This is a genomic window from Sphingobium cupriresistens LL01 (assembly GCF_001046645.1).
In the GTDB taxonomy this organism is placed as follows: Bacteria; Pseudomonadota; Alphaproteobacteria; order Sphingomonadales; family Sphingomonadaceae; genus Sphingobium; species Sphingobium cupriresistens.
In genome coordinates this window covers 1,550,469-1,573,366 of record NZ_KQ130434.1, presented here as the reverse complement: position 1 = coordinate 1,573,366, position 22,898 = coordinate 1,550,469, and the positions used below count along the sequence as shown (strand labels likewise).

The following is a 22,898-nucleotide window of genomic DNA, read 5'->3' as shown; positions in this document are numbered from 1 at the left end:
TGTTACCAAAACTTAACGCAAGCCAGATAGCGTCTGTCGCCATGTCCTATGATCCTGGCGCCCTTCATGCCGCATTGGCCGCCGCCGTCGGCGAAGACAGCGCACTGATCGCAGACCTGCGCGTCGCTTTTCTGGAAAGCGCCGCGCGGCAGATCGACCTGCTTGGCCGGGCGCGGTGCGACGCCAATTGGGAATTGGCCGCCTGGCGGCTCAAGGGACTGGCGGCCAGCTTCGGGCTGACGACCTTGATGGCGCTGGCCGACGAGGCGGCCGCCGCTGCGCCTGGCGATCCGCGCGTGCTTCGTCGTCTCCAAGCGGCGCTCGCGGGACTCGATCACAGTTGATCGGCCGACGCTAAAAGCGTTGCTTGCGCGAAACGCTCCGCCTTGCGAAAAGGTCGTCGCACAACAATCGGGTCGACAAACGTAAACGCCATGAGTTTCGCCGCTATTCTGAGCGCCAGTCGCGCATCGGGCGATTCGCCTGCGGGTTTGCGCGCGAGCTTGTATTTCGCTGGCCAGACGCTGGTGGAATATCAGGCGCGGCAGGCGGCGCAGGCGGGCGCCGACCGAATCATGATTTTGGTCAGCACCATCACGCCCGCCTTGTCGCAAGCGGTCGATCGTCTGAGCGCGGACGGCATCGCGGTGGCGCTGGTGCGCGACATGGTGTCGATGGTGCGGGATGCGCCGCGCGACAGCGACGTGCTGCTGGTGGCGGACGGCGCGATCGTCGCACAGGCGCATTATGACGGCATCGGCGCGGCTCAGGGCAATGCCATGCTGGTGACGGACGACAGTCGCGCCAGCGCGCCGTTCGAACGGATCGACGCGGGCCAGCGCTGGGCGGGCCTGGCGCGGATCAGCCCGGACCTGTTGTTCGGTACGCTCGACATGATCGGCGACTGGGATTTGGCGCTGACTTTGGTGCGGACCGGCGTGCAAAGGGGCGCCAGGCGGGTCACCGTGCCGCAGGACGATCTGCTGGAAGGGCGCGTGGCGCTGGTCGAAAGCCAGGCGCAGGCCGACCTGGTGGCGCAGGCCGTAACCGCGGCTGGATCGTCCCGCGCCCATGCGCGCGGAGGCATCGAACATTATCTGCTGGCGCCGCTGGCCCGCATCGTCAGCCCGCCACTCATGCGGATGCAGGTGCCAGCACTTCAGGTGCGGATCGCCGCGATTGCGCTGGGCGCGGTGGCGCTGGTGCCGATCGAACTGGGTTGGCCGCTCACCGGATTCTGCCTGTTGTTGGGCGCGCTTCTGCTGTCGGAAATCAGCGATCGGCTGGGCGATCTTGCGTTGCGGACACCGTTGATGGGCTGGTTCGCCTTCTGCGCGCCGGTGCTGGTGCTGGCAGCGATGGTCTTTGCCGGCGGCACGACATTGGCGGCTGACCTCGCGCTTCTGCTCGGCATCCTGATGGTGGCCGATCGCTGGGGCCGGACGGCTGCGGCCCGCCCGTGGATGATCTTCACGCCCGGCACGGCACTGCTGCTGCTGATCCTGACCGGCTTTGTCGGGATGATGGCGCAGGGCTTTCGCGTCGCCATTTTGCTGGCGATCGCGTCGGTCGGCACCATCTTGCTGCGAAAGCGCAATTGAACGATTTTCCCCGGCACGGTTTAGTGCATTTTAAGGACGTGCGATTATGCTGACCGGCATGAGCGCCTATTCGTCCCTTACCGGCACGGCCATGGCGGGCAACTGGCCAATGGCGCGGGTCATGGCCGGCATGTCCGCCGTGCCGGTCGCCCACGCCATCGACCTGGCGTTTTTCTTTCCCGACGAAGGGCAGGCGCGCCACGACGCCCTGATCGCCGAAACGCGCCGCCATATCGGCGGATGCATCACCGCGATCGAAATGGCCCTGCGCCTGTCGTTGGAACATGCGCCCGATGTCGCCGCAGCGCTGGATCATTGGCCGGCGCCGGTCGCTTGGGCGATGGTGCGGGCGCATCCCAGCCTGCTTGGCCCCGGCCTTCTGGCGCATATGCAGATGCGGGCTGGCGTGACGGTGATGCTACGCCAGTTCGGCCAGGCGGATGTCGAGCAACTGAACGAGGTCGATGGGGCCGCAGCGACATCGATCGATGATACCTTGCTGGGCGACGGTTTGTCGGGGCTGGCGCTGGCCGAAGGGCGCTGGCTTGCCATGGGCGGGGAAGACACGCCGATGAAGCCCGATCTGCCCGCCGAATATTTCGCCGAACTGTTGTGGTTGGTCGCCGCCTGCCTGACCGTCGTTGCGCAACGGACCATGGTCGATGCCGACGATCGGCTGCTGGCCGCCTTCGACCGGTCGGGCTGGGCTTTGCTGGCCGACCATGACGAAGCGGCCTGTCCGATCGTTCAGGCGGATCGACTGGTGCGTCGCATGGGCGAGAAGGCCGACGCGCCGGACCTGTTAGGCCGCTTGCTGGAACGGCGGCGTTTCCTGCTGTTCGCGGCGGTCACAGCGCGGCAACTCCGGTTGGAAAGCGGCCAAGTGATCGAGATGCTGGTGATGGGACCGCTGTCGCAGGTCGCGATCCTATGCCGGGCGCTGGGCGGATCGGGCGCCGATTTCCGGCATTTGTTGCTGTCGTTGCGGCCGGTGCGGCCTTCGCTGTCCGATGCGGCGATCGTGGCGGAGGCGGATCGCTATCAGGCGTTGAACGAAGCGCAGGCCGACAGCGCGATCGCCGCGCTACGGACATCGGCCGCGTTCCGCGCCAAGCTCGATCATTTGCGGGCGGTCGCAGGCGCATGAACATGCCGTCGCATCCCGCCATATTGCGCGCCGCCTTGTCAGCTGACGGCCGCCTGCTGAGCGCGGACGCGCCGCTGCTGGCGCTGCAACGGGAAGCGGGCGCTGATCTGGGCGCACCTTTCGCCGTGCCGCAATTGGTGGCGATCGCGCGGCTGGCGGCGCGGCTGGGCGTTCTGGTGTCGCGGCCGGTGGTCGCGGCGGCGCAGCGCGGCGACATCGATATGTGGGTGCGAGCCAAGCCGGAGAGCGACAAGGGCGTCAGCCTGTCGGTCGTCGACTGGCGCGAACGGCCCGCCGCACCGCTACCGCCAGACGATGGCCGGCGGGAAGCCGATATTGCGGCGCTGGCCGATGGCTGGACCTGGCAGATCGACACCCAGTTGCGGTTCCAGATGGTGCTGGCGGGCAATGGCGACAGCGGCACGCTGCCGGTCAGTCCGCCCGTGCCGGGGACGCGCTTTTCCGCCTATTTCCAGTTGCAGGCGGACGGCGACGGCGACATGGCGATGCTGCGCGGCTTTGCCCAGCGGCGCGCCTTTCGCGATCAACAGGCGGTGCTGGCGAGCGATGTCGCGCGCCATTTCCGCCTGTCGGCCTTTCCGATGTTCGACCATGCCGGCCAATTGACCGGCTATCGTGGCACCGCCTTCCCGCTGGAACTGGCGGTCGCCGCGCCTTTGGCGGACGAAGCGCCGCTGACGCTGTATCCGGTCGAGTTCGGGCGTCGGCTCGATCGCTCGCTGCGCCAGCCGCTGGGCCGGATCATCGCGAACGCCGACACGATCAGCGCGCAACTGGAAGGGCCGCTGCGCCCCGACTATGCGGGCTATGCCACCGACATAGCGGCGGCAGGCCGGCATTTGATGGCGCTGGTCGACGATCTGGCCGATTTGCAGGCGATCGATCGCCCGGATTTCAGCGTCGTCGCCGAAGAGGTCGATCTGGCCGATCTGGGACGCCGCGCGGCGGGACTGCTGGCGGTCAAAGCGCTGGACCGACGGATCACCATCGTTGCACCGGCGCCGGACGCCCGCCTGCTGGCGATCGGGGAATTTCGCCGGATACTCCAAATATTGGTCAATCTGATCGGTAACGCCGTACGCTATGCCCCGGAAGGTACGCAGGTGCGCATCGCGACCGAATGGGAAAGCGGCCAGGCGCGCATCGCTGTGATCGACCAGGGCGCTGGTGTCGCGCCAGCCGATCGCGAGCGCATTTTCGAAAAATTCGAGCGGCTGGGGCGCGACGACGCCGGGGGCAGCGGGCTTGGCCTGTATATTTCCCGCCGCCTCGCCCGCGCGATGAACGGTGATATCCGCATCGGCGGCGCACCGGGTGAAGGCGCACGCTTCATATTATCGCTTCCGGTCGCCTGACGCGATCCAACGACCCTTTGTTGCCATAAAAAACGGCGCCCATCGGGCGCCGTTCTTCATCATAGCGTTGGTTCGATGCCAATCAGCGCTTGTCGACGCCGACATAGTCGCGCTGCGTCGGGCCAGTGTAGAGCTGGCGCGGGCGGCCGATCTTCTGCGCTGGGTCCGAAATCATTTCGTTCCATTGGGCCACCCAGCCGACGGTGCGGGCGAGGGCGAAGAGCACGGTGAACATTTCGGTCGGGAAGCCGATCGCCGACAGGATCACGCCCGAATAGAAGTCCACGTTCGGGTAGAGCTTCTTCTCGACGAAATAGGGATCGTTGAGCGCGATCTGCTCCAGTTCCTTGGCGACGTCGAAGACGGGATCGTTGACGCCCAGTTTCTCCAGCACGTCCTTCGCGGTCTTCTGCATCACGGTCGCGCGCGGATCGTAATTTTTATAGACGCGATGGCCAAAGCCCATCAGGCGGAACGGATCGTCCTTGTTCTTGGCGCGGGCGATATATTCCGGGATGCGATCGACGGTGCCGATTTCGCGCAGCATGTTGAGCGCGGCTTCGTTCGCGCCGCCATGCGCCGGACCCCACAGGCAGGCGATGCCGGCCGCGATGCAGGCGAACGGGTTGGCGCCCGACGAACCGGCCAGACGCACGGTCGAGGTCGAGGCGTTCTGCTCATGGTCAGCATGGAGGATGAAGATCTTGTCCATCGCGTCCACGATCACTGGATCGGGAACATAATCCTCCGCCGGGACCGAGAAGGTCATGCGCAAGAAATTGGCGGTGTAGCTGAGGTCGTTGCGCGGATAGACGAAGGGCTGACCCACCGAATATTTATAGGCCATGGCAGCGATCGTGGGCATCTTGGCGATCAGGCGATGGCTCGCAATGCGGCGCTGTTCCGGGTCGTTGATGTCGGTCGAGTCATGATAGAAGGCCGACAGGGCGCCGACGACTCCCACCATGATCGCCATCGGATGCGCGTCGCGGCGGAAACCGCGGAAAAAGGCCGACAGCTGCTCATGCACCATGGTATGGCGCGTGATGGTGGTGGTGAAGTCTTCCAGTTCCTTCTGCGACGGCAATTCGCCGTTCAGCAGCAGGTAGCAGACTTCCATGAAGCTGGATTCTTCGGCCAGCTGTCCGATCGGATAGCCGCGATGAAGCAGGATGCCCGCGTCGCCGTCGATATAGGTCAGCCCGGATTCGCAGCTGGCGGTGGAGGTGAAGCCCGGATCATAGGTGAACATGCCGGTATTGGCGTAGAGCTTGCGCACGTCGATGACCTGCGGGCCGACCGTTCCGTCCATGACGGCATAGTCCTTCGTGTCTCCCCCGACGGTCAAAGTGGCATTATTATCCGACATATTGTTCTCCTTGAGTGCCATCAACCGGCCGATGCGTGCCCAACATCGTTCAGTCGTTCCAAGCTCTCCTCTTTCCCCAAAAGGAAGAGGACATCGAAAATCCCCGGCGAGACCGTGCGGCCGGTCAGCGCCGCGCGCAGCGGCTGCGCTACCTTGCCCAGCCCCAGACCGGCATCCTCTGCCACGCGGCGTATCACGTCTTCGATCGCTTCGACCGTCCAGGACTGGACGGGCTGGAGAGCGTCGGCTGTCTTCTTCAGCAGCGCGCGCGCGGAGTCGTCTAGCAGAGCGGATGCCTTCTCGTCAAAATCGAGCGGGCAATTTTTGAATAGAAATTCTGCGCCCTCCGCAATTTCATTAAGGTTTTTGGCGCGCGGCTTCAACGAAGCCATCGCTTGGGTTAAAATCGAAAGATTGGCATCCGTCAAAGCGATATCAAGCCGCTGCTTCACATGAGGCGCAACCAATCCCGCCAAACGCGCATCGTCGGCCTCGCGCAGATAATGTCCGTTCAGATTTTCCAGCTTCTTGATGTCGAAGCGCGAAGGCGACCGGCCGACGCCGCCGATATCGAACAGGTCAATGGCGCGGGCGATCGAGATGATCTCTTCATCGCCATGGCCCCAGCCCAGACGCAGCAGATAGTTCAGCACCGCTTCGGGCAGCATCCCCATCTCGTCGCGATAAGCGTCTACGCCCAATGCGCCGTGGCGCTTGGACAATTTCGCGCCATCCGGTCCGTGGATCAGCGGGATATGCGCGTAGATCGGCTCCTCCCACTGCATCGCCTTGATGATGCTGAGCTGGCGGAAGGCGTTGTTCAGATGATCGTCGCCACGAATGACATGGGTGACGCCCATGTCATGATCGTCGACCACGACGGCCAGCATATAGGTGGGCGTGCCATCGGACCGCAGCAGGATCATGTCGTCCAGCTCGGCATTCTGCACGACGACGCGGCCCTGCACCGCATCCTCGATTACCGTCTCGCCTTCGCGCGGCGCCTTGATGCGGATGACGAAGGGCGCGCCAGCGGGCGCATCTTCCGGCATGCGGTCGCGCCAGCGGCCATCATAGCGCATCGGCTGCTTGGCGGCGCGCTGCTGTTCACGCAGTTCGGACAGCTCTTCCGGCGTCGCATAGCAGCGATAGGCGTGGCCTGTTTCCAGCAACTGGTTGGCGACCTCCGCATGGCGCGGGGTGCGCGCGAACTGGAAGACGGCAGGCTCGTCACCGCCCAGGCCCAGCCATTCCAGCCCATCGAAGATCGCGGCGACGGCCGCATCGGTCGAACGGGCGCGATCGGTGTCCTCGATCCGCAACAGGAACTTGCCGCCATGATGGCGCGCGAACAGCCAGTTGAACAGCGCGGTGCGGGCGCCGCCGATATGCAGGAACCCGGTGGGGGACGGGGCGAAACGGGTCACCACCGGCTTGTTCATTCCCGTTGCACTTGCCGTCATATTCCCTGACATTCGCCTAGCTGACCCATGGATGCTGCGCCCCCTAGCATGGCTTTTGAGCCACGACAAACCTCCCTTGGTGCGAGGCCGGCGGCATGGGCGCGGGCGGCGCTGGAGCGACTCGAAAGCTGGCTGGAGTGTGAGCGCGAACAGATCGGATTATGGGCGCCGATCGGGCTGGGCAGCGGGATTGCGGGCTGGTTCATCCTGCCTCACGCCATGGACTGGCTGGCCTTTTGCTGCGGCGCGCTGGCGATGGCCTGCATGGGGGCGATGCTGCCGGTCGGCGGGCGGTTGCGCCGGATATGCGTCGCGGGCGGCATCCTGGCGTGCATGGGATGCCTGCTGGTCTGGGGGAAGGCGATGCTGTGGGGCCAGCCGCCACTGGGCCGGGCGACCTTCGTACAGGTAATCGGCGATGTGACGGCGGTGCGTCCCGTTCCGGCACAGGCGATGGTGCGCGTCATGCTACGCCCGGTTCACGCGCCCAATCTGCCGGCGGTTGTGCGGGTGAATATCGCCGATGCCGATGTGCCGACGGGGCTGGGCGAGGGCGCGCGTCTGCGGTTTCGCGTGCGCTTGATGCCGCCGGCGCCGCCGAGTGTGCCGGGCGGCTATGATTTTGCGGCGCGCGCCTATTTTCAGGGGATCGGGGCCACCGGCAAGGCGTTGAAGCCCATAGAGATAGTGATCCCCTCCACCGCCGCGCCACCGCTGCGGGCGCGGTTGTTCGGCCATATATTGGAGCAAGTGGATGGTCCCGCCGAAGGAATCGCTGCCGCTCTGGCGACCGGGGACCAGGGCGCGATCCCCGAAGCGGATGCGGAAGCGATGCGGCGCAGCGGGCTGGCGCATCTTCTGTCGATCAGCGGCTTGCATGTGACGGCGCTGATCGGGGCGGTCATTTTCCTGCTGATGCGCGTGATGGCCTTGAGCCAGCGGGCGGCGCTTGGCTGGCCGCTGATGCTGATCGCGGCGGCGGGCGGGGCGCTGGCGGGGATCGGCTATACGCTGCTAACCGGGGCGGAGGTGCCCACGGTGCGATCCTGCGTCGCGGCCTTGCTGGTGCTGGGCGGACTGGCGATGGGTCGGGATGCGGTGACATTGCGACTGGTGGCGACCGGGGCGCTGGTCGTGCTGCTGCTGTGGCCCGAAGCGCTGGTCGGGCCGAGTTTCCAGATGAGTTTCGCGGCGGTGACGGCGCTGGTGGCGCTGGCCGAACATCCGCGCTTTCGCGCCTTTGCCGCCGTCAGGGACGAGGGCGTGATTCGCAAGACGGGTCGCTTGCTGGTCGTCACGCTGGCGACCGGGATCGCCGTCGAACTGGTGCTGATGCCGATCGCGCTGTTCCATTTTCACAAGGCGGGCCTGCTCGGCGCCTTCGCCAATCTGATCGCGATCCCGCTCACCACTTTCGTCGTCATGCCGCTGGAGGCGCTGGCGCTCGTGCTGGATGTCGTAGGGTTGGGCGCGCCGTTCTGGTGGTTGACGCAGCAGGCGCTGAACCTGTTGCTGCTGCTGGCTCATGGCGTGGCGGCGAGTCCTATGGCCACATTGCTCGCGCCGACCATGGGTATGGGGCTGTTCGGCATCACCATCGTCGGACTGCTCTGGTGCCTGTTATGGCGGACGGGATGGCGATGGCTGGGACTTGCGCCGGTGCTGATCGGCGTGGCGGTCACCTTTACCGCCGCGCCGCCCGATATCCTGATTACCGGCGACGGGCGGCATGTCGCCGTGCGGACGGGAAAGGGCATGGCGATATTGCGCGATCGGGCGGGGGATTATGTGCGGGACGTGCTGTCGGAAAGTGCAGGTTATGACGGCGAACTGGCGGCGATCGCGGCGCTGCCGGAGACGCGCTGCTCGCAGGATATGTGCGCCATGAGGATGAAGGATGGCAAGGGCCGCGACTGGCGGCTGCTCTTTACTCGCAGCAATGTGCTGATCGATCGGTCGAGTTTCGCCGGCGATTGCGCGGCGGCGGACATCGTCGTCAGCGATCGGGGCCTGCCGCGCTGGTGCCGACCGCGCTGGATGAAGGTCGATCGCCGGTCGCTCGCGCGTACCGGCGGGCTGTCTATGATCCTGGCGAAGGGCGAAGTTCACACCGTCCATCGGGCGGGCGACGCGCATCCCTGGGTCGCCCGCCAGACCCGCCGGACGTGGAGGGACCAGCCTGAATCATTTAAGGCCCAATCACACAGGCCTCAATTGTAGCGGCGCAGCAGCCCCGCGAGCTTGCCCTGGATGCGGACCTGGCGCGGATCGTATATCTGCGGCTCATAGGCCGGGTTGGCCGGATCGAGCCGGACGCGGCTGCCTTCGCGGCGGAAATATTTCAGCGTCGCTTCCGCCTCGTCGATCAGCGCGACGACGATCTGGCCTTCGCGGGCGACGTCGGTGCGCTGGATCAACGCGAAGTCGCCGTCGAGGATGCCGGCTTCCATCATCGAATCGCCCGACACTTCCAGCGCATAATGATCGCCCGCGCCGAGCAGCGCGGCGGGCACGGAGAGCATCGTCTGCCCTTCCATCGCCTCGATCGGCACACCGGCCGCGATCCGGCCGTGCAGCGGGATTTCGATCACGTCATTGGCGGCGGTGGGGATCATCGGCGGCTGGGCGGGCGGCGCAACCTTGGGCTTGAGCGCGATCACTGGCGCGGGCGTGCGATGCATCGCATCGGGGAGCTTGAGCACTTCCAGCGCGCGGGCGCGATTGGGCAGGCGACGGATGAAGCCGCGCTCCTCCAGCGCGTTGATGAGGCGGTGAATGCCGGATTTGGACCGCAGGTCCAGCGCATCCTTCATTTCCTCGAAAGAAGGCGACACGCCGCCTTCGTCCAAGCGGGTCTGAATGAAGCTTAGCAATTCCTGCTGCTTGGGCGTCAACATTGCGATCCTCCGTGGAACGTATGAGGAACGCATAGGAAACAGATGAAGGTTAGTCAAGCACCGAACATGTCAGGGCAGCGGCAGAATCAAGACCCGATCGCCGGGAGCCGCCGGCGGCGATCCGGCGGGGCGCAGGATCAGGCAGTCGGCCTTCGCCATGGCGGCGGTGGCCGCGCTGTCCTGTGACGTGACCGACACGATGCCGCCCGGTCCGCGCCAGGCGCGCAGATAATCGTCACGATCGCCGGTGGCGGGCAGCGGTGAGGCGAGCGGCGCGTCGCTTGTCGGTGGCAGCGGATCGCGTGCGCCGCCCAGATGACGGACCAGCGGCAACAGGAACAGCGTGGCCGTGACGAAGGCGGAGACGGGATTGCCCGGCAGGCCCAGGAACAGCGTATCGGCGATTCGCCCCGCCATCAGCGGCTTGCCCGGCCGCATTTTGATCTTCCAAAAATCGAGCGCGCCGCCTGCTTTCACAAAAGCGGGACGGACCAAATCATGGTCGCCGACGGAGGCGCCGCCGGTCGACACGATGATGTCGGCCGTGCGCGCCCGTTCGATCGCGGCCACCATCGCATCGAGGTCGTCCCGCACGATGCCGAGGTCGATGACGTCGCAGGGCAGGGCGGCGAGCAGGGCGGCAAGCATCGGCGCGTTGGAGGAAGGCAGGAAACCCGGCGGCGTCGGGGCGCCGGGCGGCACCAGTTCATTGCCGGTGGACAGCAGCGCGACCGTCGGCCGACCGCCGACCGGCACGACGCCATGGCCACCCAGCACGGCGAGCGCGACCTGAGCCGGGCCGAGGCGACCGCCAGCCTCCAGCAGCAGGGCGTCCTGCGCAAAGTCGGAGGCGGCGGTGCGGACATGACGACCTGCGGGTAGCGGATCGGCGCTGGCGGTCAGCCAGTCGCCGTCGCGGGTCGCATTTTCCTGGATCAATATGGTGTCGGCGCCCGGCGGTAGCGGCGCGCCGGTGAAGATGCGGCTCGCTTCGCCCGGCGCCAGGGCTGCAAGGTCCGCCGCGCCGGCCGCGCTCTCGCTGGTGACGCGCCAGGGGCCGGGTGCTTCGGCGGCGCGCACGGCATAGCCGTCCATCGCCGACAGATCGGCCCAGGGCTGGTCGCGCAGCGCCGCCAGATCCTGCGCCAGCCAGCGTCCGGCGGCGGCGGTGATCGGCACGGTTTCGGTCGCCAGTCGCGGGGCGAGAGCGAACAGGCGCGCCTGCGCCTCAGCGACCGGCAGCAGGCTCATGGCGTGCGCCGCCAGTCGCCCGACTTGCCGCCGGTTTTGGCGATCAGGCAGACGCCGCCGATGATCATCGACTTGTCCAGCGCCTTGGCCATGTCATAGACGGTCAGCAGCGCGACAGAGGCCGCGGTCAGCGCCTCCATCTCCACGCCGGTCTGGCCGGCGGTGCGCGCGGTGGCGGTAACGGTGACGCCGCCATCGTCGAGGTCGAAATCGACCGTCACGGCGCTGAGCGCGATCGGGTGGCAGAGCGGGATGAGGTCGGCGGTGCGCTTGGCCGCCATGATGCCAGCCACTCGCGCCACGGCCAACACGTCGCCCTTCTTGACCAGACCGTCGGCGATGGCTCTGGCGGCGGTCGCGCTCATGGCGATCCGGCCGGAGGCGATGGCTTCGCGCGCCGTGACCGCCTTGGCCCCGACATCGACCATCCGGGCCGCGCCGTCTTCGTCCAGATGGGTGAGGCCGCTCATGCGCCCGTCAGCAGATTGTGGGTCGCCGCCTCCACATCGGCCTGACGCATCAGCGTTTCACCGACCAGGAAGCAGCGCACGCCATGGTCGGCCATCGCGACCAGATCGGCATGACCAGTCAGGCCGCTTTCAGCGACGAAGGTGCAGCCTTCGGGCGCCTTGCCCACCAGTTCGTAGGTGCGTGCGAAATCGACGGAGAAATCGCGCAGGTCGCGGTTGTTGACGCCGATCAGGCGCGAGCGGAGCTTCAGCGCGCGGTCCAGTTCGGCCTCGTCATGCACTTCGACCAGGGCGTCCATGCCAAGGCCGAGCGCGGCTTCCTCTATCTCCTGCATCTGGCCATCGTCCAGCGCGGCGACGATGATAAGGATGGCGTCCGCGCCGAGTGAGCGGCTTTCCAGCACCTGCCAGGGATCGACCAGGAAATCCTTACGCAGCACCGGGATTGCGCAGGCCGACCGGGCGGCCATCAGATAATCGTCATGACCCTGAAAATAGGGTTCGTCGGTCAGGACGGAGAGGCAGGCGGCGCCACCGGCCGCATAGGCCCGCGCATGGGCGGGCGGATCGAAGTCGGCGCGGATCAGCCCTTTGGACGGGCTGGCCTTCTTGATCTCCGCGATCAGGCCGAAGCCCGATCGCGCGGCAGCGTCCAGCGCCTGGCGGAAACCGCGCGGCGGCGTCTGTTCGCTCGCGCGGGCATGAAGCGCCGACACGGTGGTCGCGGCCCGGCGGCGGGCTACATCCTCGCGCTTGAAATCGCAGATTTCGATCAGCTTGTTGGTCATGTATAGGCAATCCAGCAATTGAGGAGCGCGTTGGCAAGGCCGCGGTCGATGGTTTCGGCGGCTTCTTCCACCCCTTCGCGCAGATTGGGGACGGCGTCGGCGACGACAAGGGCGGCGGCGGCGTTCAGCAGCACGGCGTCGCGATAGGCGCCCGGTTCGCCTTGCAGCAGGGCGCGCAGCGCCGCGGCGTTATGGGCGGCGTCGCCGCCGCGGATCGCCTCGACCGGCTGAGTGGAGAGGCCGAGGTCGGCGGCGGTCAGCCGGTGCATGGCGACGATGTCATGGCCCTTCACCTCCGCCATGTCGTTGCCCCCGGCGAGCGAGAGTTCGTCCAGTCCTTCGTCGCCCGAAATGATCATGGCGTGGTCGACGCCCAGGTCGGCGAGCGCCTGCGCATAGATGGGGACATAGGCCGGGCGGGCGATGCCGACGAGTTGGCGACGGACCTTCGCCGGATTGGCGAGCGGTCCCATCAGATTGAAGATGGTGCGTTCGCCGATCGCCTTGCGGATCGAGCCGAGCCGTTTGAGCGCGGGATGGTAATTCTGGGCGAAGAGGAAGCAGATGCCGAGGTCGGCCAGCGTCGCTTCGGCGGTGGCGGCGGCCCGGTCCAGGTTCAGGCCCAGCGCCTCCAGCGTGTCGGCCGCGCCGGCCTTGGAAGAGGCGGCGCGATTGCCATGTTTGGCGACCGGCACGCCCGATGCTGCGACAACGAGCGAGACAGCTGTGGAGACATTGAGCGTATGATGCCCGTCGCCCCCGGTGCCGCAGACGTCGATCGCGCCATCGGGCGCGCTGACCGTCTTCATGCGCGCGCGCATGGCGCGGGCGGCGGCGGCGATCTCCACCGCGGTTTCGCCGCGGCGCGCCATGGTGACGAGAAAGGCGGCGATGTCCGCTTCGGGCAGATCGGCGTCGAACAGCAGGTCGAAGGCCTGGGCTGCGGCGTCGAAGCCGAGCGGCGCGGAAGGATCGGGCAGGCGGGTCATAGACCCTGCCTTAGTCGGCGGCGGGCGGGAGAGTCGAGGGGGCGCTGGCGCTTGTTGGCGCACTTTTCCTACCGGCGTGGAAATTTACTTTCCTATTGCCGCAATATTCGAAAAGCGATCGGGCGAAAGGGCCCGATCAGGCCGTTTCACGCTCCCGCACCGGGATGCCCGCAATCGTCATGAAATTGGCCAGCATGTCATGGCCACGTTCGGTGGCGATGCTTTCGGGATGGAATTGCACCGAATGGATCGGCAGGGTCGCATGGCGGAAGCCCATGACCGATCCGTCCTCGCTGGTCGCGTTCACCACCAGGCTGTCCGGAATATCCTCCACGATCAGCGAATGATAGCGTGTGGCGGTGAAGGGCGAGGGCAGGCCTGCAAACAGCCCGGTGCCGTCATGGGTGACAGGCGACGTCTTGCCGTGCATCAGCCCGCCGCGCACAACCTTCCCGCCGAAATGCTGCCCGATCGATTGATGGCCCAGGCACACGCCCAGCAAAGGCGCGCCGGCGTCGGCGCACGCGGCGACGAGATCCAGGCTGACGCCCGCCTCATTGGGGGTGCAGGGGCCGGGCGAGAGCAGGAACGCCTTCGCGCCGCTGGACAGGGCCTGACGTGCAGAAATGGCGTCGTTGCGGACGACTTGAACCTCAGCCCCCAGTTCCATCAGATAATGGACCAGGTTCCAGGTGAAGCTGTCATAATTGTCGATGACGAGGATCATGGGCAGAGCCTTAGCGCGGGATGCGCGCGGGGGGAAGTGGGGAGGTAGGGATGCGCCCTACCATTGGAAGTGGAGCCGGGTGTCACCCGCATCGCCGCCGTCGCGGTCGAAGCGGCGTTCCATGATCTGACCCTGGCCGTCGCGGTCGATGGCGATCACGGTGCTGCAGCGCGTGCCGTAGAGCGGATTGCGGATGAAGATCGGCGAGGCGGCGGCTTCGTCCGGGGCGTCGGACGGGATGGCGGGGGCGATGCCGACGTCGGGCAGGCTTTCCCGGCGAAGCGCGTCGAACAGGCGATCGGGCGCGTCTGCGCTGTCGGTCAACCAGGCGAGCAGGGCGGCCTTGAGCGCAAGCGTCTTGGGCCAGGGCGCGTCGAGCGCGCCGTTGGACAGGCCGTAAAGGCCCGGCGTGAGTCGCGTGCGCAGCGGCCGTGGGCGGTTGGTGAGGAAATATGCGCGATCGGGTTCGACCAGGATCAGGTTGAACGGGTTGAAATCGTCGAGCGCCGCCTGTGCGACATCGGCATAGGGGCCGTCGCCCGCCAGCAGGTCCGTCACCAGCGCGCCGCGCGAGGCGAGGTGCGGCTGTGGCCCGCCATAGCCGCGCAAATTGGTGACGATCGCCGCCCGGCCAGCCTCCGACACGCCAACCCAAGTGCCGCCCGATTGCAGGTCGCGTCCGGCGATCAGCCCGGCGCGGTGGTCCCAGCGATCAAGCGGGGCGGCGGCTCGCGCGTGATATTCGTCGCGATTGCCGATCAGGATGAGGCGCCAGCGCCGATGCGCCGCCCAGGCCATGGCCATGATGCACATGGGGCCGCTGTATCGCCCCCTGCGAATCCCGCAAGTCCAAGGCTTGAAAAACCATCCGTTTGGGGCCATATGGATGGTGCCGGGTTCGCCCGGCTATGGTGATAAATTGTGTCGTATAATAGACGCAGCGGACCCGGGGGCAGTACCCGGCGGTTCCACCAGAAGGCCCGATCGCTTACAGCTTTTGGGTTTCCTGACGGGGCCGAACTAGGATCGACGTGTGTTCAAAGGCGATATTTTCACCCGGCCCGTGTAAGCCGTTAAACTGTGCAAAACTCACAAGTGCCAACGATAACGAAGCACTCGCCATTGCAGCGTAATTGAGGGCCTCACGGCCTGATATTATCCTAAAATAGCGCGGTTGAACCCACCGGGCAACAGAAGGGAATTCAGCGGCCTCCGGGAGGGCCGGGCAACAGAACCTCCCGGACCTATTCCTTATCGTCAGAGACATGCGGCCGGCTTTTGCGTGCCGTTGGTCGTGCGCCGCTGCAGATGATGTCGCGGCGAGGGACAAAGCGCGTCTGTTGGTGGCGATCCATTGCGCGGCATGGATGATTCGAATCGCCTTCCATCTGCGATCTTTTTCGATTACGCTTTTATGACAGTATCGCGTAAAAATCATAACATGCTGAAATAACATAAAACAAAATTGTTTTTGCTGGTCCGATGCGCCCTTGTCCTTATGTCATCTAAATGAAATACTTCTGGCTATAGTGAGAAGTTTTTTCTGGAGGCATGAGAGATGAAGAAGGTCGCTGCAATCATGGGTCTGGCGCTGGCGGTGATGACGCCGAACATGGCGCAGGCGGCGGCCGAAGGGCAGGATCTGGTGGTCGTCGCCGGTCCCGAAGGCCGGCTGGCCGCCAGTGCGCTGGCGGCGGGACGCTATGACGCGGCGCTGCGCAAGCTGGAGCCGATGCAGGTCTATGGCGAGAATGACCCGGCCCGGCTTATCAACCTGGGCAATGCCTATGCCGGCGTCGGCCGCCTGGCGCAGGCGCGTGAAGCCTATCGCTCCGCCCGCTTCGCGCCGGAAACGACGCTGGTGCTGGCCAATGGCGCGGAAGAATCCTCGCGCACGGTCGCAATGCGCGCACTGACCCGCCTCAACCCCAGCTACGCCATGCGCTGAACGCATAGCATAAGGTGCAGGGAGCGGGGGCGTCGTCCGACAGGGCGGCGCCCCTTCGCTTTGCCGGACATGAAAAAGGCCGACCGGGTTCCCCCGGCCGGCCTTTTTCATGCGATGGATCGTCCGATCAGAAAGCCACGGTGAGCGAGGCGGCGAGCGTCGTGCCGATCTTGTAACGGTTATAATAGACGCGGTTGCCGTCCTGTTCCTGAAACTCCTGGAACTTGCGGCCCAGAATGTTGCGGGCCTCGAACTTGAATTCGCTGTTGATGCCGCCGGGCAGCTTCACGCCCTGCCGCGCCACGAAGTCGAGCTGGATGCCCGGCCGTTCCTTGATGTCCGGCTGCAGGTTGGGACCGCGGCTGGTGACGCGATCGCTGGCATAGGTCAGCAACAGAGTCTGCTGCGACAATTTGTCGGTGTCCTCCAGACCGATCTGGAGGTTGACCAGATGGTCCGACTGGCCCGTCAACGGCGCGCCGTCGATGAAATAGTCGGACGCGGCGGGCAGATCGCCAGTCGTGTAGGTGTAGGGGATGGTGGTGTCGCCATCGCTGACCTTCAGTTTCGACTGCGTATAGGTATAGTTGGCGATCAGCGCGATCCGGCGGCTCTGGAAGAAGGCCGAGTCCATCCCGTCGAGCGGGATATATTTCTGCGCTTCCACTTCGCCGCCGTAGAGCGTCGCTTCCGGCGCGTTGGCGAAGCTGGTCGTCACCGCATAGGTGTCGCTGATGGTGGTGTAGGTTTCAATCGGGTTCTTGATCTTCTTGTAGAAGCCCGATGCGGTCAGCCGCTCGTCACGCCCCATATACCATTCCGCGCGGATTTCAGCATTCCACAGTTCGCTGTCCTGCAGGAAGGGGTTGCCGCGATAGAAGCGGTTGGAATCGGTGTCGATGAACGGCTGGGCGATCAGTTCGCGGAACTGCGGACGGGCCAGCGTCTTGGAGCCGGACGCGCGGAATTGCAGGCCACCGCCCGCATCGAAGGTCAGCGTGACGGCAGGCAGCCAATAGTCGTTCTTGATCTGGTTGAACGGGGTCACGCCGGTTGCATAGACGTCCACGCCTGTCACCGACTGGCGGCCGCTTTCATAACGGACGCCGGCGTCGATGCTGAAGCCGGGGAAAAGTTCCGCCTTCACCTGGCCATAGCCGGCATGGACGCGCATCGCGGCGTCATAGACCGGATAATTGCCGGAGAAGTCGAGCAGGCCCAGATCGTATAGCTGGATCGTCGCATCCGACAGCAGATAGTCGGGGCGCAACTGCTGCACTGGGATCGGCAGATTGACCGCGTCGAAATGCAGTTCGTAGCGCGACGAGGTGCGCTTCGTGTCGGTATAGGCGTAACCGCCGGTGATCACGAATTTGGGCGCGATCTTGTAGCTGAGGTCCGCGCCGCCGAACCACAGATTTTCGTTGAGATCGCTGAACGTCACCGATGCGTCGCCGCGCTGGCGGTTGAGCGCGTTGATGAAGCGGTCGCCGACCGGATCGATGTCGAGATCGCGGTTGGAGCGGACATAGACGAATTCGCGCTCATAGGGCGCTTCGCGCTGCGAATTGGCGTAGGAGCCGCGCAGGTCGAGGCTGAGCGCATCGCTGAACTTGAACTCGCCGGTGAATTGCGTGTCGATCAACTGCCGCTCATACCAAGCGGTCTGCTGCGTCAGATAGTCGGCGCCCTGGATCTGGCCGTCATTCTGGCCGATTGCGAGCGAGGCGCGCTTCAACGTGTCGCGGATGTAGAGGTTGGTCCAGCGCACCTTCTGGTCGCCCCATTCGGCGCCAAAGCCCAGCAGGCCGTTGACCGTCACCTGATTGTCGGTGACGACCTGGTTGGCGCTTTTACCCGCGCCTTCCGACACGGTCAGCGACGCCTGCTGCAAATTGTCGCGGGTGCGCCATTTATTGCTATAGCCCGCCGTGGCGATGACGCCCACGCGCGCATCGCCGATGTCGAACGCGGTGCCGCCGTTGAGCGTGCCGGAGAAGTTGAAGGGCAGGCTGTTCGTCCGCTGCACGACCGAGGTCTTGCTATTGAGGAACTGCATCGCGATCGCCTGCTGATCGGCGCGGTCGATATTGGCGAACGGCACACCGCCGCCAAAAGCGTTTTTGAGCAGCGGCGGCACGTCGCGCGAACTGTCGTCGAAGCCGGTCCAGTCGGACTTGCTGCCATAATAGGTGTAGCCCAGCTGGCCCGACGTTTCGGTGTTGGCCGAGCTGCCGACGCCGAATTCCAGATAGGATTCGGTCGGGATCGCCTTGGTCGTCAGGTTGATGACGCCGCCGCCAAATTCACCGGGGAAATTGGCCGAAAAGCTTTTCTGCACCAGCGTCGATGCAATGACGCTGGTGGGGAACAGGTCGAGCGGGACCACGCGCTTCAAGGGTTCGGGGCTGGGGAGCGGCGAACCGTTGAGCAGGGCGAGCGAATAGCGATCGCCCAAGCCGCGAACATAGACATAACCACCCGATGCGACCGACAGGCCGGTCACGCGCTGGAGCGAGCCGGCGATGTCGCCTTCGCCCGTGCGCTTGATGTCGGCCGCGGACAGGACGTTCACCACCTGCGGCGCGGATTGCGAAATATTGCTGTTGCGGCGGCCGGTCACGATGATGTCGGAACCAGGAACCGATACGTCGACATTGCCCGATTGCGCATCGGCTTCGTCGGCGGCGCTGGGCGTGCTCGACAGGCCGGCGTCGCCGGTGGTCGGTGCGCCGGCTTGGCCGGCATCGGTCTGCGCCATCGCCATGGGAGCGACCAGCGCGGTGGAAATCAGGAGCAGGCGCGCCAGGCTGAGCGGCTTCGACATGCTATATATCCCCCTTGGGAAAATTCAGTGCAAAGAAGGCGGGGAAGCGCGGTTGCACGCTCCCCCGCCCCTGTTGAGGTCGTGGGTCCGATCAGGTCGTCGGAATGGCGGTGCAGTTTGCGCCGGTGCTGCCGAAGCTGGCGGTCACCGAATTGCAGGTCCAGCCGGCATACCAGGTGTCGCTGCTGTCCTTGACCGCACCGATATAGTTGGTGGTGGTGAAGGCGGCGTCGATGGTCTTGGGGTCGATCGCGGTGCGGGCGGTTTCGGTCGCGCCGTTGATGAACAGGCTGGTCAGCGACGGCGTGTAGCTGATCGTGCTGTTCGCACCGGCTTCGAAGATCGACTGGACCAGCGCGGCGTCAACGCCGGTGCCGGTGCCCTTATAAGGCGTGCTGTTGCACTGCATCACCACCGACAGGTAGCGCGGCTTGCCGGCGTCTTCGAGCGCCGTGTCGGCGTCGCGGACGGCCGCAGCGCCGTTGATGCGCAGGCAGCTCTGGTTGGGGCTGACGATGATGCCGTTGACCAGCGCCAGGTCGGCGCCGCCGCGCAGCAGCATCGATGCACCATCGTCGCCGGTGTTCGAACGCTGGATATGCGTGAAGTTGGCGACCTTCAGATACTGGCGGGGCAAGGCGTCCTCGCTGGCGTTGCTGTTGGTGGCCGAACCGTTCGAGTCGGTTTCGAGGAAGGTGTCGCCGATATTGTTGCCTTCGCGCTGAGCGGAGATCACGAACTGGGCGGTGCCGCGGAAGCCAACGTCGGTATCCAGATTATCGTCTTCGTTACCGGTCAGCACCAGATATTTCATGTTGGCGCTGCCGCCGAAGGCTTCGATGCCATCGTCCGAGCTGTTGTGGACCTGGATATGGTCGATCACGGTGCCGGTGCCGACGCCAGCGGGGGTCAGGCCCTGCAATTCCTTGCCGTCGGCGAGGACAAAGCCCGAATAACGAATCTGGACATAGCTAAGGCGACCCGAACTATCGGTGTCGGTGGCGCCGCCGTACAGGGCGTTGCTGGTGCCTTCGGTATCGCGTTCGCAGGCGGTAGTGCCTGCTGCGGCAGCTGGCGCCTGGCAATCGGTGATCTTGGCCCGGCCGAGCAGTACGATGCCGCCCCACTGGCCCGACGACTGGTCGGTGTTGGTGCCCAGGACATTTTCACGGCTGGTGAAGATGACCGGCTGGGCGGCGGTGCCGACCGCGTTGATCTTGTTGCCGCGGTTGACGGCCAGGAAAGCGCTGCCGGTGCCGGCGAAGACGACCACGCCTGGATCGATCGTCAGCGTGACGTCGGTGCCGGTGCTGGCGGCGCCCTTGTCCGTGCCAACGTCGACGCGGCCGGGCAGCGAATAGATCACGCCGGTCGTCTTGGCGATCGCGGTCGAGCTGGTGAAGCGGGCAGGGAAGCCGCAATTGCGCCACGTATTGGTGCCATCCGAAATGGTGCCGAGGTTGGTCAGCTGGTTGGCGCCGGTGATTGTCGGGCATTCAGCGGCCGGGGTCACGGCGGTCGGCGTGGGGGTCGGCGTAGGCGTCGGAGTCGGCGTGGGGGTCGGCGTGGGCGCCGGAATGACGATGGTGCCTTCGCCCGGCGAAGCGATGTCGTCCGCGCCGCAGGCGCTCAGGCCCACACAGGCGCAGCTCGCCATCAGGATCGTTTGGATACGGTTAATCTTGGCCATGTCGTCTCCGCTCCGGCCTGTTGCCGGGATTGTTGAAGTGCGGAGCGCAGGGGAATTTCGAATCGGACAACGCCCCCTGTCGCCCTCAGAACGGGCAGTTAGGCGCGACAGATGACAGGCTGATGCCGCTTCTATGACAGATAGGCGTCGATAAAATGACAGTTTAAAGACGCCTTCGCCATTTCCATGGTTAAGGCCATTCATGCTAAAGCGCTCGGCGGGATGGCCGTTGGCAGGAGATGGACTTGCAACCGGAAGTCGAACTGAAGCTGGACCTGTCGCTCGAAGCGGCGGAGATGTTCGCGCGATGGCCGTCGCTGCCGGCGGAGAGCCAGACGGCAGCGCTGCACGCCATCTATTTCGACACGCCCGACCATCAGCTTGGCAAGCGGGGCATGAGCCTGCGCATCCGCCAGTCGGGGCGGCGGCGGGTCCAGACGGTCAAGGCAGATGGCCGCGATGGCGCGGGGCTGTTCGCGCGCGACGAGTGGGAAACGCCGGTGCGGGGCGACGCGCCGGTGCTGGACGACCGCACCCCGGTCGCTGCGCTGCTGGGAGCGGCGGTGGCGGAAGTGGATCGGTTGTTCACCGTCGATGTGCAGCGCCGGACCTGGACCGTGACGCGGGATGGCGCGACGATCGAACTGGTGCTGGATCGCGGTGCGGTGCTGGCGGCCGGGCGGGAACAGGCGATTTGCGAGATCGAACTGGAATTGAAGGCGGGCGACCCGGTGGCGCTGTTCGCGCTGGCGCGGCGGATCGACGCGGACATCGCTCTGCGACCGGGCGTATTGAGCAAGGCCGAGCGCGGCTATCGCCTGACCGAGGCGCTGCCGGCGGCGATCAAGGCGGAAAAGGTGGCGCTTGATCCGTCCATGAGCGTGCGCCAAACTTTCCTGCGGATCGCCGCATCCTGCCTGCGTCACTATCGGCTGAACGAAGCGTTGCTGCTGGACCACTATACGCCGGAGGCGCTGCACCAGGCGCGAGTCGCGATCCGGCGTCTGCGATCGGCGCTGAAATTGTTCAAGCCGGTCTTGCGGGCGGCGGACGCCTCCCGCTTCCAGGGGGAGTTGCGCTGGCTGGCGGCTGTGTTGGGCGAAGCGCGCGACCTGGATGTGCTGATACCGCGGGTCGTCGACGATTCGGCGCGCGCGCGGTTGGAGGCGGCGCAGGCGACAGCGCATCAGCGTGTCCTGCAATGGCTGGAGTCCGCGCGGGTGCGGACGCTGTTGATCGATCTTGTGGAGTGGACGGCGCTGGGCGCGGGTCTCAAAATGAAAGCGGATCGGTCGGCGGTCCCTTTCGCCGTGACTCGCTTGCGCAAGCTTCGCAAGCGGATCGCCATGGGCGGCAAGCATCTGGCGCAGTTGAACGACGAGGCGCGTCATGCGGTGCGCAAAGATGCGAAGAAGCTGCGCTATGGCGCTGAATTCTTTGCTGGACTGTTCGGCGGCAAAAGAAAGCGCATCCGACGGAAAAAGGCGTTTCTGGGCAAGCTGGAAGCCATGCAGGATATGCTGGGAACGCTCAATGATTTGGCCACGACGCCCGCGATCCTGGTCCGCTACGGACTGCCGGTCGATGTCGCAGCGGGCAAGGTTGAGAAGGGCGACCTGCTGACCGCAGCAGCGCAGGCGCACGAGGCCCTTGTCGATGCGCGTCGCTTCTGGACCTGACTGGGTTTAGCCCCAGGGGCGTTCCCGATACCATTTCGTAATGACATGCTTAACCCCCGACCGCACCTTCATGCCATGGTGGAGGCTGGCGGGGTTCGGCGCGCCCGATAGATCGCGGTTGTTCCAGGCGAGCAACTTGCCGGTTTCAGGCTGGACGGTCTTGCCGATCTGCGTGAAGCGGGTCGCCCCGCCGGCCGCCGGTTCGTTCAGATAGATCATCAGCGTCCAGGTGCGATTGCCCGCCACAGAACAATATGTCGCATAATCGGAACCCTTGGGATCGAAATAGTCGGTATGCGCCTTGAATTCCTGGCCCACATCATAGCGTTGGCCCTGGATCGGTTCGCCATGGAGCGTCGCTATCCCGGCAAAGGCGTCCAATCGCGCATTGATCGCAGCGATGAAGGGATCGCCATGGTCCAGATCGCAGGTTTCGCTAGTGCGGAAATAGCCGTCGCCATTGGCGTCCGCGATGGTGGACGGGCGGCGTTTGGCGTCGATCCGCTCAATCAATGCAACGCATTCTTCCGCGTTCAGGAAACGACGCTGGATGAACAGCGTCAATGCGCGATTGGGGACCCGCTGGATGCGCGGATGGGCGGCGATCCAGGCGGGATCGGCGTCGGCGGCCGTGGGGGCAGGGGGCGTGGCGGTCAGGTCCGGCATGGCATATCCT

General features: G+C 65.3%; 19 protein-coding genes and 1 other RNA gene. 8 read left to right on the top strand and 12 right to left on the bottom strand.

The features are described from left to right. The first annotated feature begins 41 nt into the window (after positions 1-41). The 4 genes from V473_RS07670 (at position 42) to V473_RS07655 (ending at position 4,124) form a co-directional block, all read left to right on the top strand. Positions 42-344 (top strand): hypothetical protein, encoded by a 303-nt coding sequence (locus V473_RS07670; RefSeq protein WP_066602218.1) that lies wholly within the window; start codon positions 42-44, stop codon positions 342-344. 90 nt (positions 345-434) lie between these two features. After that, positions 435-1,601, top strand: coding sequence for a hypothetical protein (locus V473_RS07665; RefSeq protein WP_066602215.1), 1,167 nt, complete (start codon positions 435-437; stop codon positions 1,599-1,601). Between the two features lie 46 nt (positions 1,602-1,647). Beyond that, entirely contained in the window at positions 1,648-2,748 is a 1,101-nt protein-coding gene (locus tag V473_RS07660; RefSeq protein WP_242495974.1) for a hypothetical protein, read from the top strand. Beyond that, on the top strand, positions 2,745-4,124 hold the full coding sequence (locus tag V473_RS07655) for a sensor histidine kinase (RefSeq protein WP_066602212.1): 1,380 nt from the start codon (positions 2,745-2,747) through the stop codon (positions 4,122-4,124). Before V473_RS07660 ends, V473_RS07655 begins: the two co-directional genes overlap by 4 nt. Positions 4,125-4,206: 82 nt before the next feature. Here V473_RS07655 and V473_RS07650 read toward each other — a convergent pair whose 3' ends face one another. After that, the gene (locus V473_RS07650; RefSeq protein ID WP_066605291.1) at positions 4,207-5,493 is read right to left on the bottom strand and encodes a citrate synthase; all 1,287 of its coding nucleotides are present in this window, start codon (positions 5,491-5,493) and stop codon (positions 4,207-4,209) included. Between the two features lie 20 nt (positions 5,494-5,513). Next, positions 5,514-6,935, bottom strand: coding sequence for a glutamate--tRNA ligase (gene gltX, locus V473_RS07645; protein WP_066602209.1), 1,422 nt, complete (start codon positions 6,933-6,935; stop codon positions 5,514-5,516). 69 nt (positions 6,936-7,004) lie between these two features. Here gltX and V473_RS07640 point away from each other — a divergent pair, with 69 nt between their 5' ends. After that, on the top strand, positions 7,005-9,176 hold the full coding sequence (locus V473_RS07640; protein ID WP_082679007.1) for a ComEC/Rec2 family competence protein: 2,172 nt from the start codon (positions 7,005-7,007) through the stop codon (positions 9,174-9,176). Here V473_RS07640 and lexA read toward each other — a convergent pair. From lexA to V473_RS07605, 7 genes are all read right to left on the bottom strand, one after another. Then, a complete protein-coding gene (lexA, locus tag V473_RS07635) occupies positions 9,167-9,853 on the bottom strand; it encodes a transcriptional repressor LexA (RefSeq protein WP_066602206.1) in 687 nt (228 codons plus the stop codon). The genes V473_RS07640 and lexA overlap by 10 nt on opposite strands. Before the next feature lie 69 nt (positions 9,854-9,922). Then, positions 9,923-11,104 (bottom strand): molybdopterin molybdotransferase MoeA, encoded by a 1,182-nt coding sequence (locus tag V473_RS07630; protein WP_066602204.1) that lies wholly within the window; start codon positions 11,102-11,104, stop codon positions 9,923-9,925. Continuing rightward, positions 11,101-11,574, bottom strand: a complete 474-nt coding sequence (gene moaC, locus V473_RS07625; protein ID WP_066602202.1) for a cyclic pyranopterin monophosphate synthase MoaC — start codon at positions 11,572-11,574, stop codon at positions 11,101-11,103. The genes V473_RS07630 and moaC overlap by 4 nt, the downstream gene beginning before the upstream one ends. Next, positions 11,571-12,362, bottom strand: coding sequence for an indole-3-glycerol phosphate synthase TrpC (gene trpC, locus V473_RS07620; RefSeq protein WP_066602198.1), 792 nt, complete (start codon positions 12,360-12,362; stop codon positions 11,571-11,573). Before trpC ends, moaC begins: the two co-directional genes overlap by 4 nt. Continuing rightward, the gene (gene trpD, locus V473_RS07615; protein WP_066602195.1) at positions 12,359-13,351 is read right to left on the bottom strand and encodes an anthranilate phosphoribosyltransferase; all 993 of its coding nucleotides are present in this window, start codon (positions 13,349-13,351) and stop codon (positions 12,359-12,361) included. The genes trpC and trpD overlap by 4 nt, the downstream gene beginning before the upstream one ends. Before the next feature lie 136 nt (positions 13,352-13,487). Beyond that, entirely contained in the window at positions 13,488-14,078 is a 591-nt protein-coding gene (locus V473_RS07610) for an anthranilate synthase component II (RefSeq protein WP_066602192.1), read from the bottom strand. Between the two features lie 57 nt (positions 14,079-14,135). Further along, on the bottom strand, positions 14,136-14,891 hold the full coding sequence (locus tag V473_RS07605; RefSeq protein WP_066602190.1) for an NRDE family protein: 756 nt from the start codon (positions 14,889-14,891) through the stop codon (positions 14,136-14,138). 39 nt (positions 14,892-14,930) lie between these two features. On the opposite strand from V473_RS07605, the gene ssrA reads away from it, so the two are divergent. Both ssrA and V473_RS07595 read left to right on the top strand, forming a co-directional pair. After that, positions 14,931-15,283: a transfer-messenger RNA gene (ssrA, locus tag V473_RS07600) on the top strand. Positions 15,284-15,636: 353 nt separating this feature from the next. Then, the gene (locus V473_RS07595; RefSeq protein ID WP_066602187.1) at positions 15,637-16,026 is read left to right on the top strand and encodes a hypothetical protein; all 390 of its coding nucleotides are present in this window, start codon (positions 15,637-15,639) and stop codon (positions 16,024-16,026) included. Between the two features lie 127 nt (positions 16,027-16,153). Here the strand turns inward: V473_RS07595 and V473_RS07590 are convergent, their stop codons facing one another. Further along, complete coding sequence (locus tag V473_RS07590) at positions 16,154-18,853, bottom strand: TonB-dependent receptor domain-containing protein (RefSeq protein WP_066602185.1); 2,700 nt, start codon at positions 18,851-18,853, stop codon at positions 16,154-16,156. A gap of 91 nt (positions 18,854-18,944) precedes the next feature. After that, entirely contained in the window at positions 18,945-20,543 is a 1,599-nt protein-coding gene (locus V473_RS07585; protein WP_066602183.1) for a hypothetical protein, read from the bottom strand. Positions 20,544-20,782: 239 nt separating this feature from the next. Between V473_RS07585 and V473_RS07580 the strand changes: the two genes are divergently transcribed. Continuing rightward, positions 20,783-22,222, top strand: a complete 1,440-nt coding sequence (locus V473_RS07580; RefSeq protein WP_066602181.1) for a CYTH and CHAD domain-containing protein — start codon at positions 20,783-20,785, stop codon at positions 22,220-22,222. Positions 22,223-22,228: 6 nt separating this feature from the next. Here the strand turns inward: V473_RS07580 and V473_RS07575 are convergent, their stop codons facing one another. Next, entirely contained in the window at positions 22,229-22,888 is a 660-nt protein-coding gene (locus V473_RS07575; protein WP_066602179.1) for a prolyl hydroxylase family protein, read from the bottom strand. Positions 22,889-22,898 lie beyond the last annotated feature (10 nt).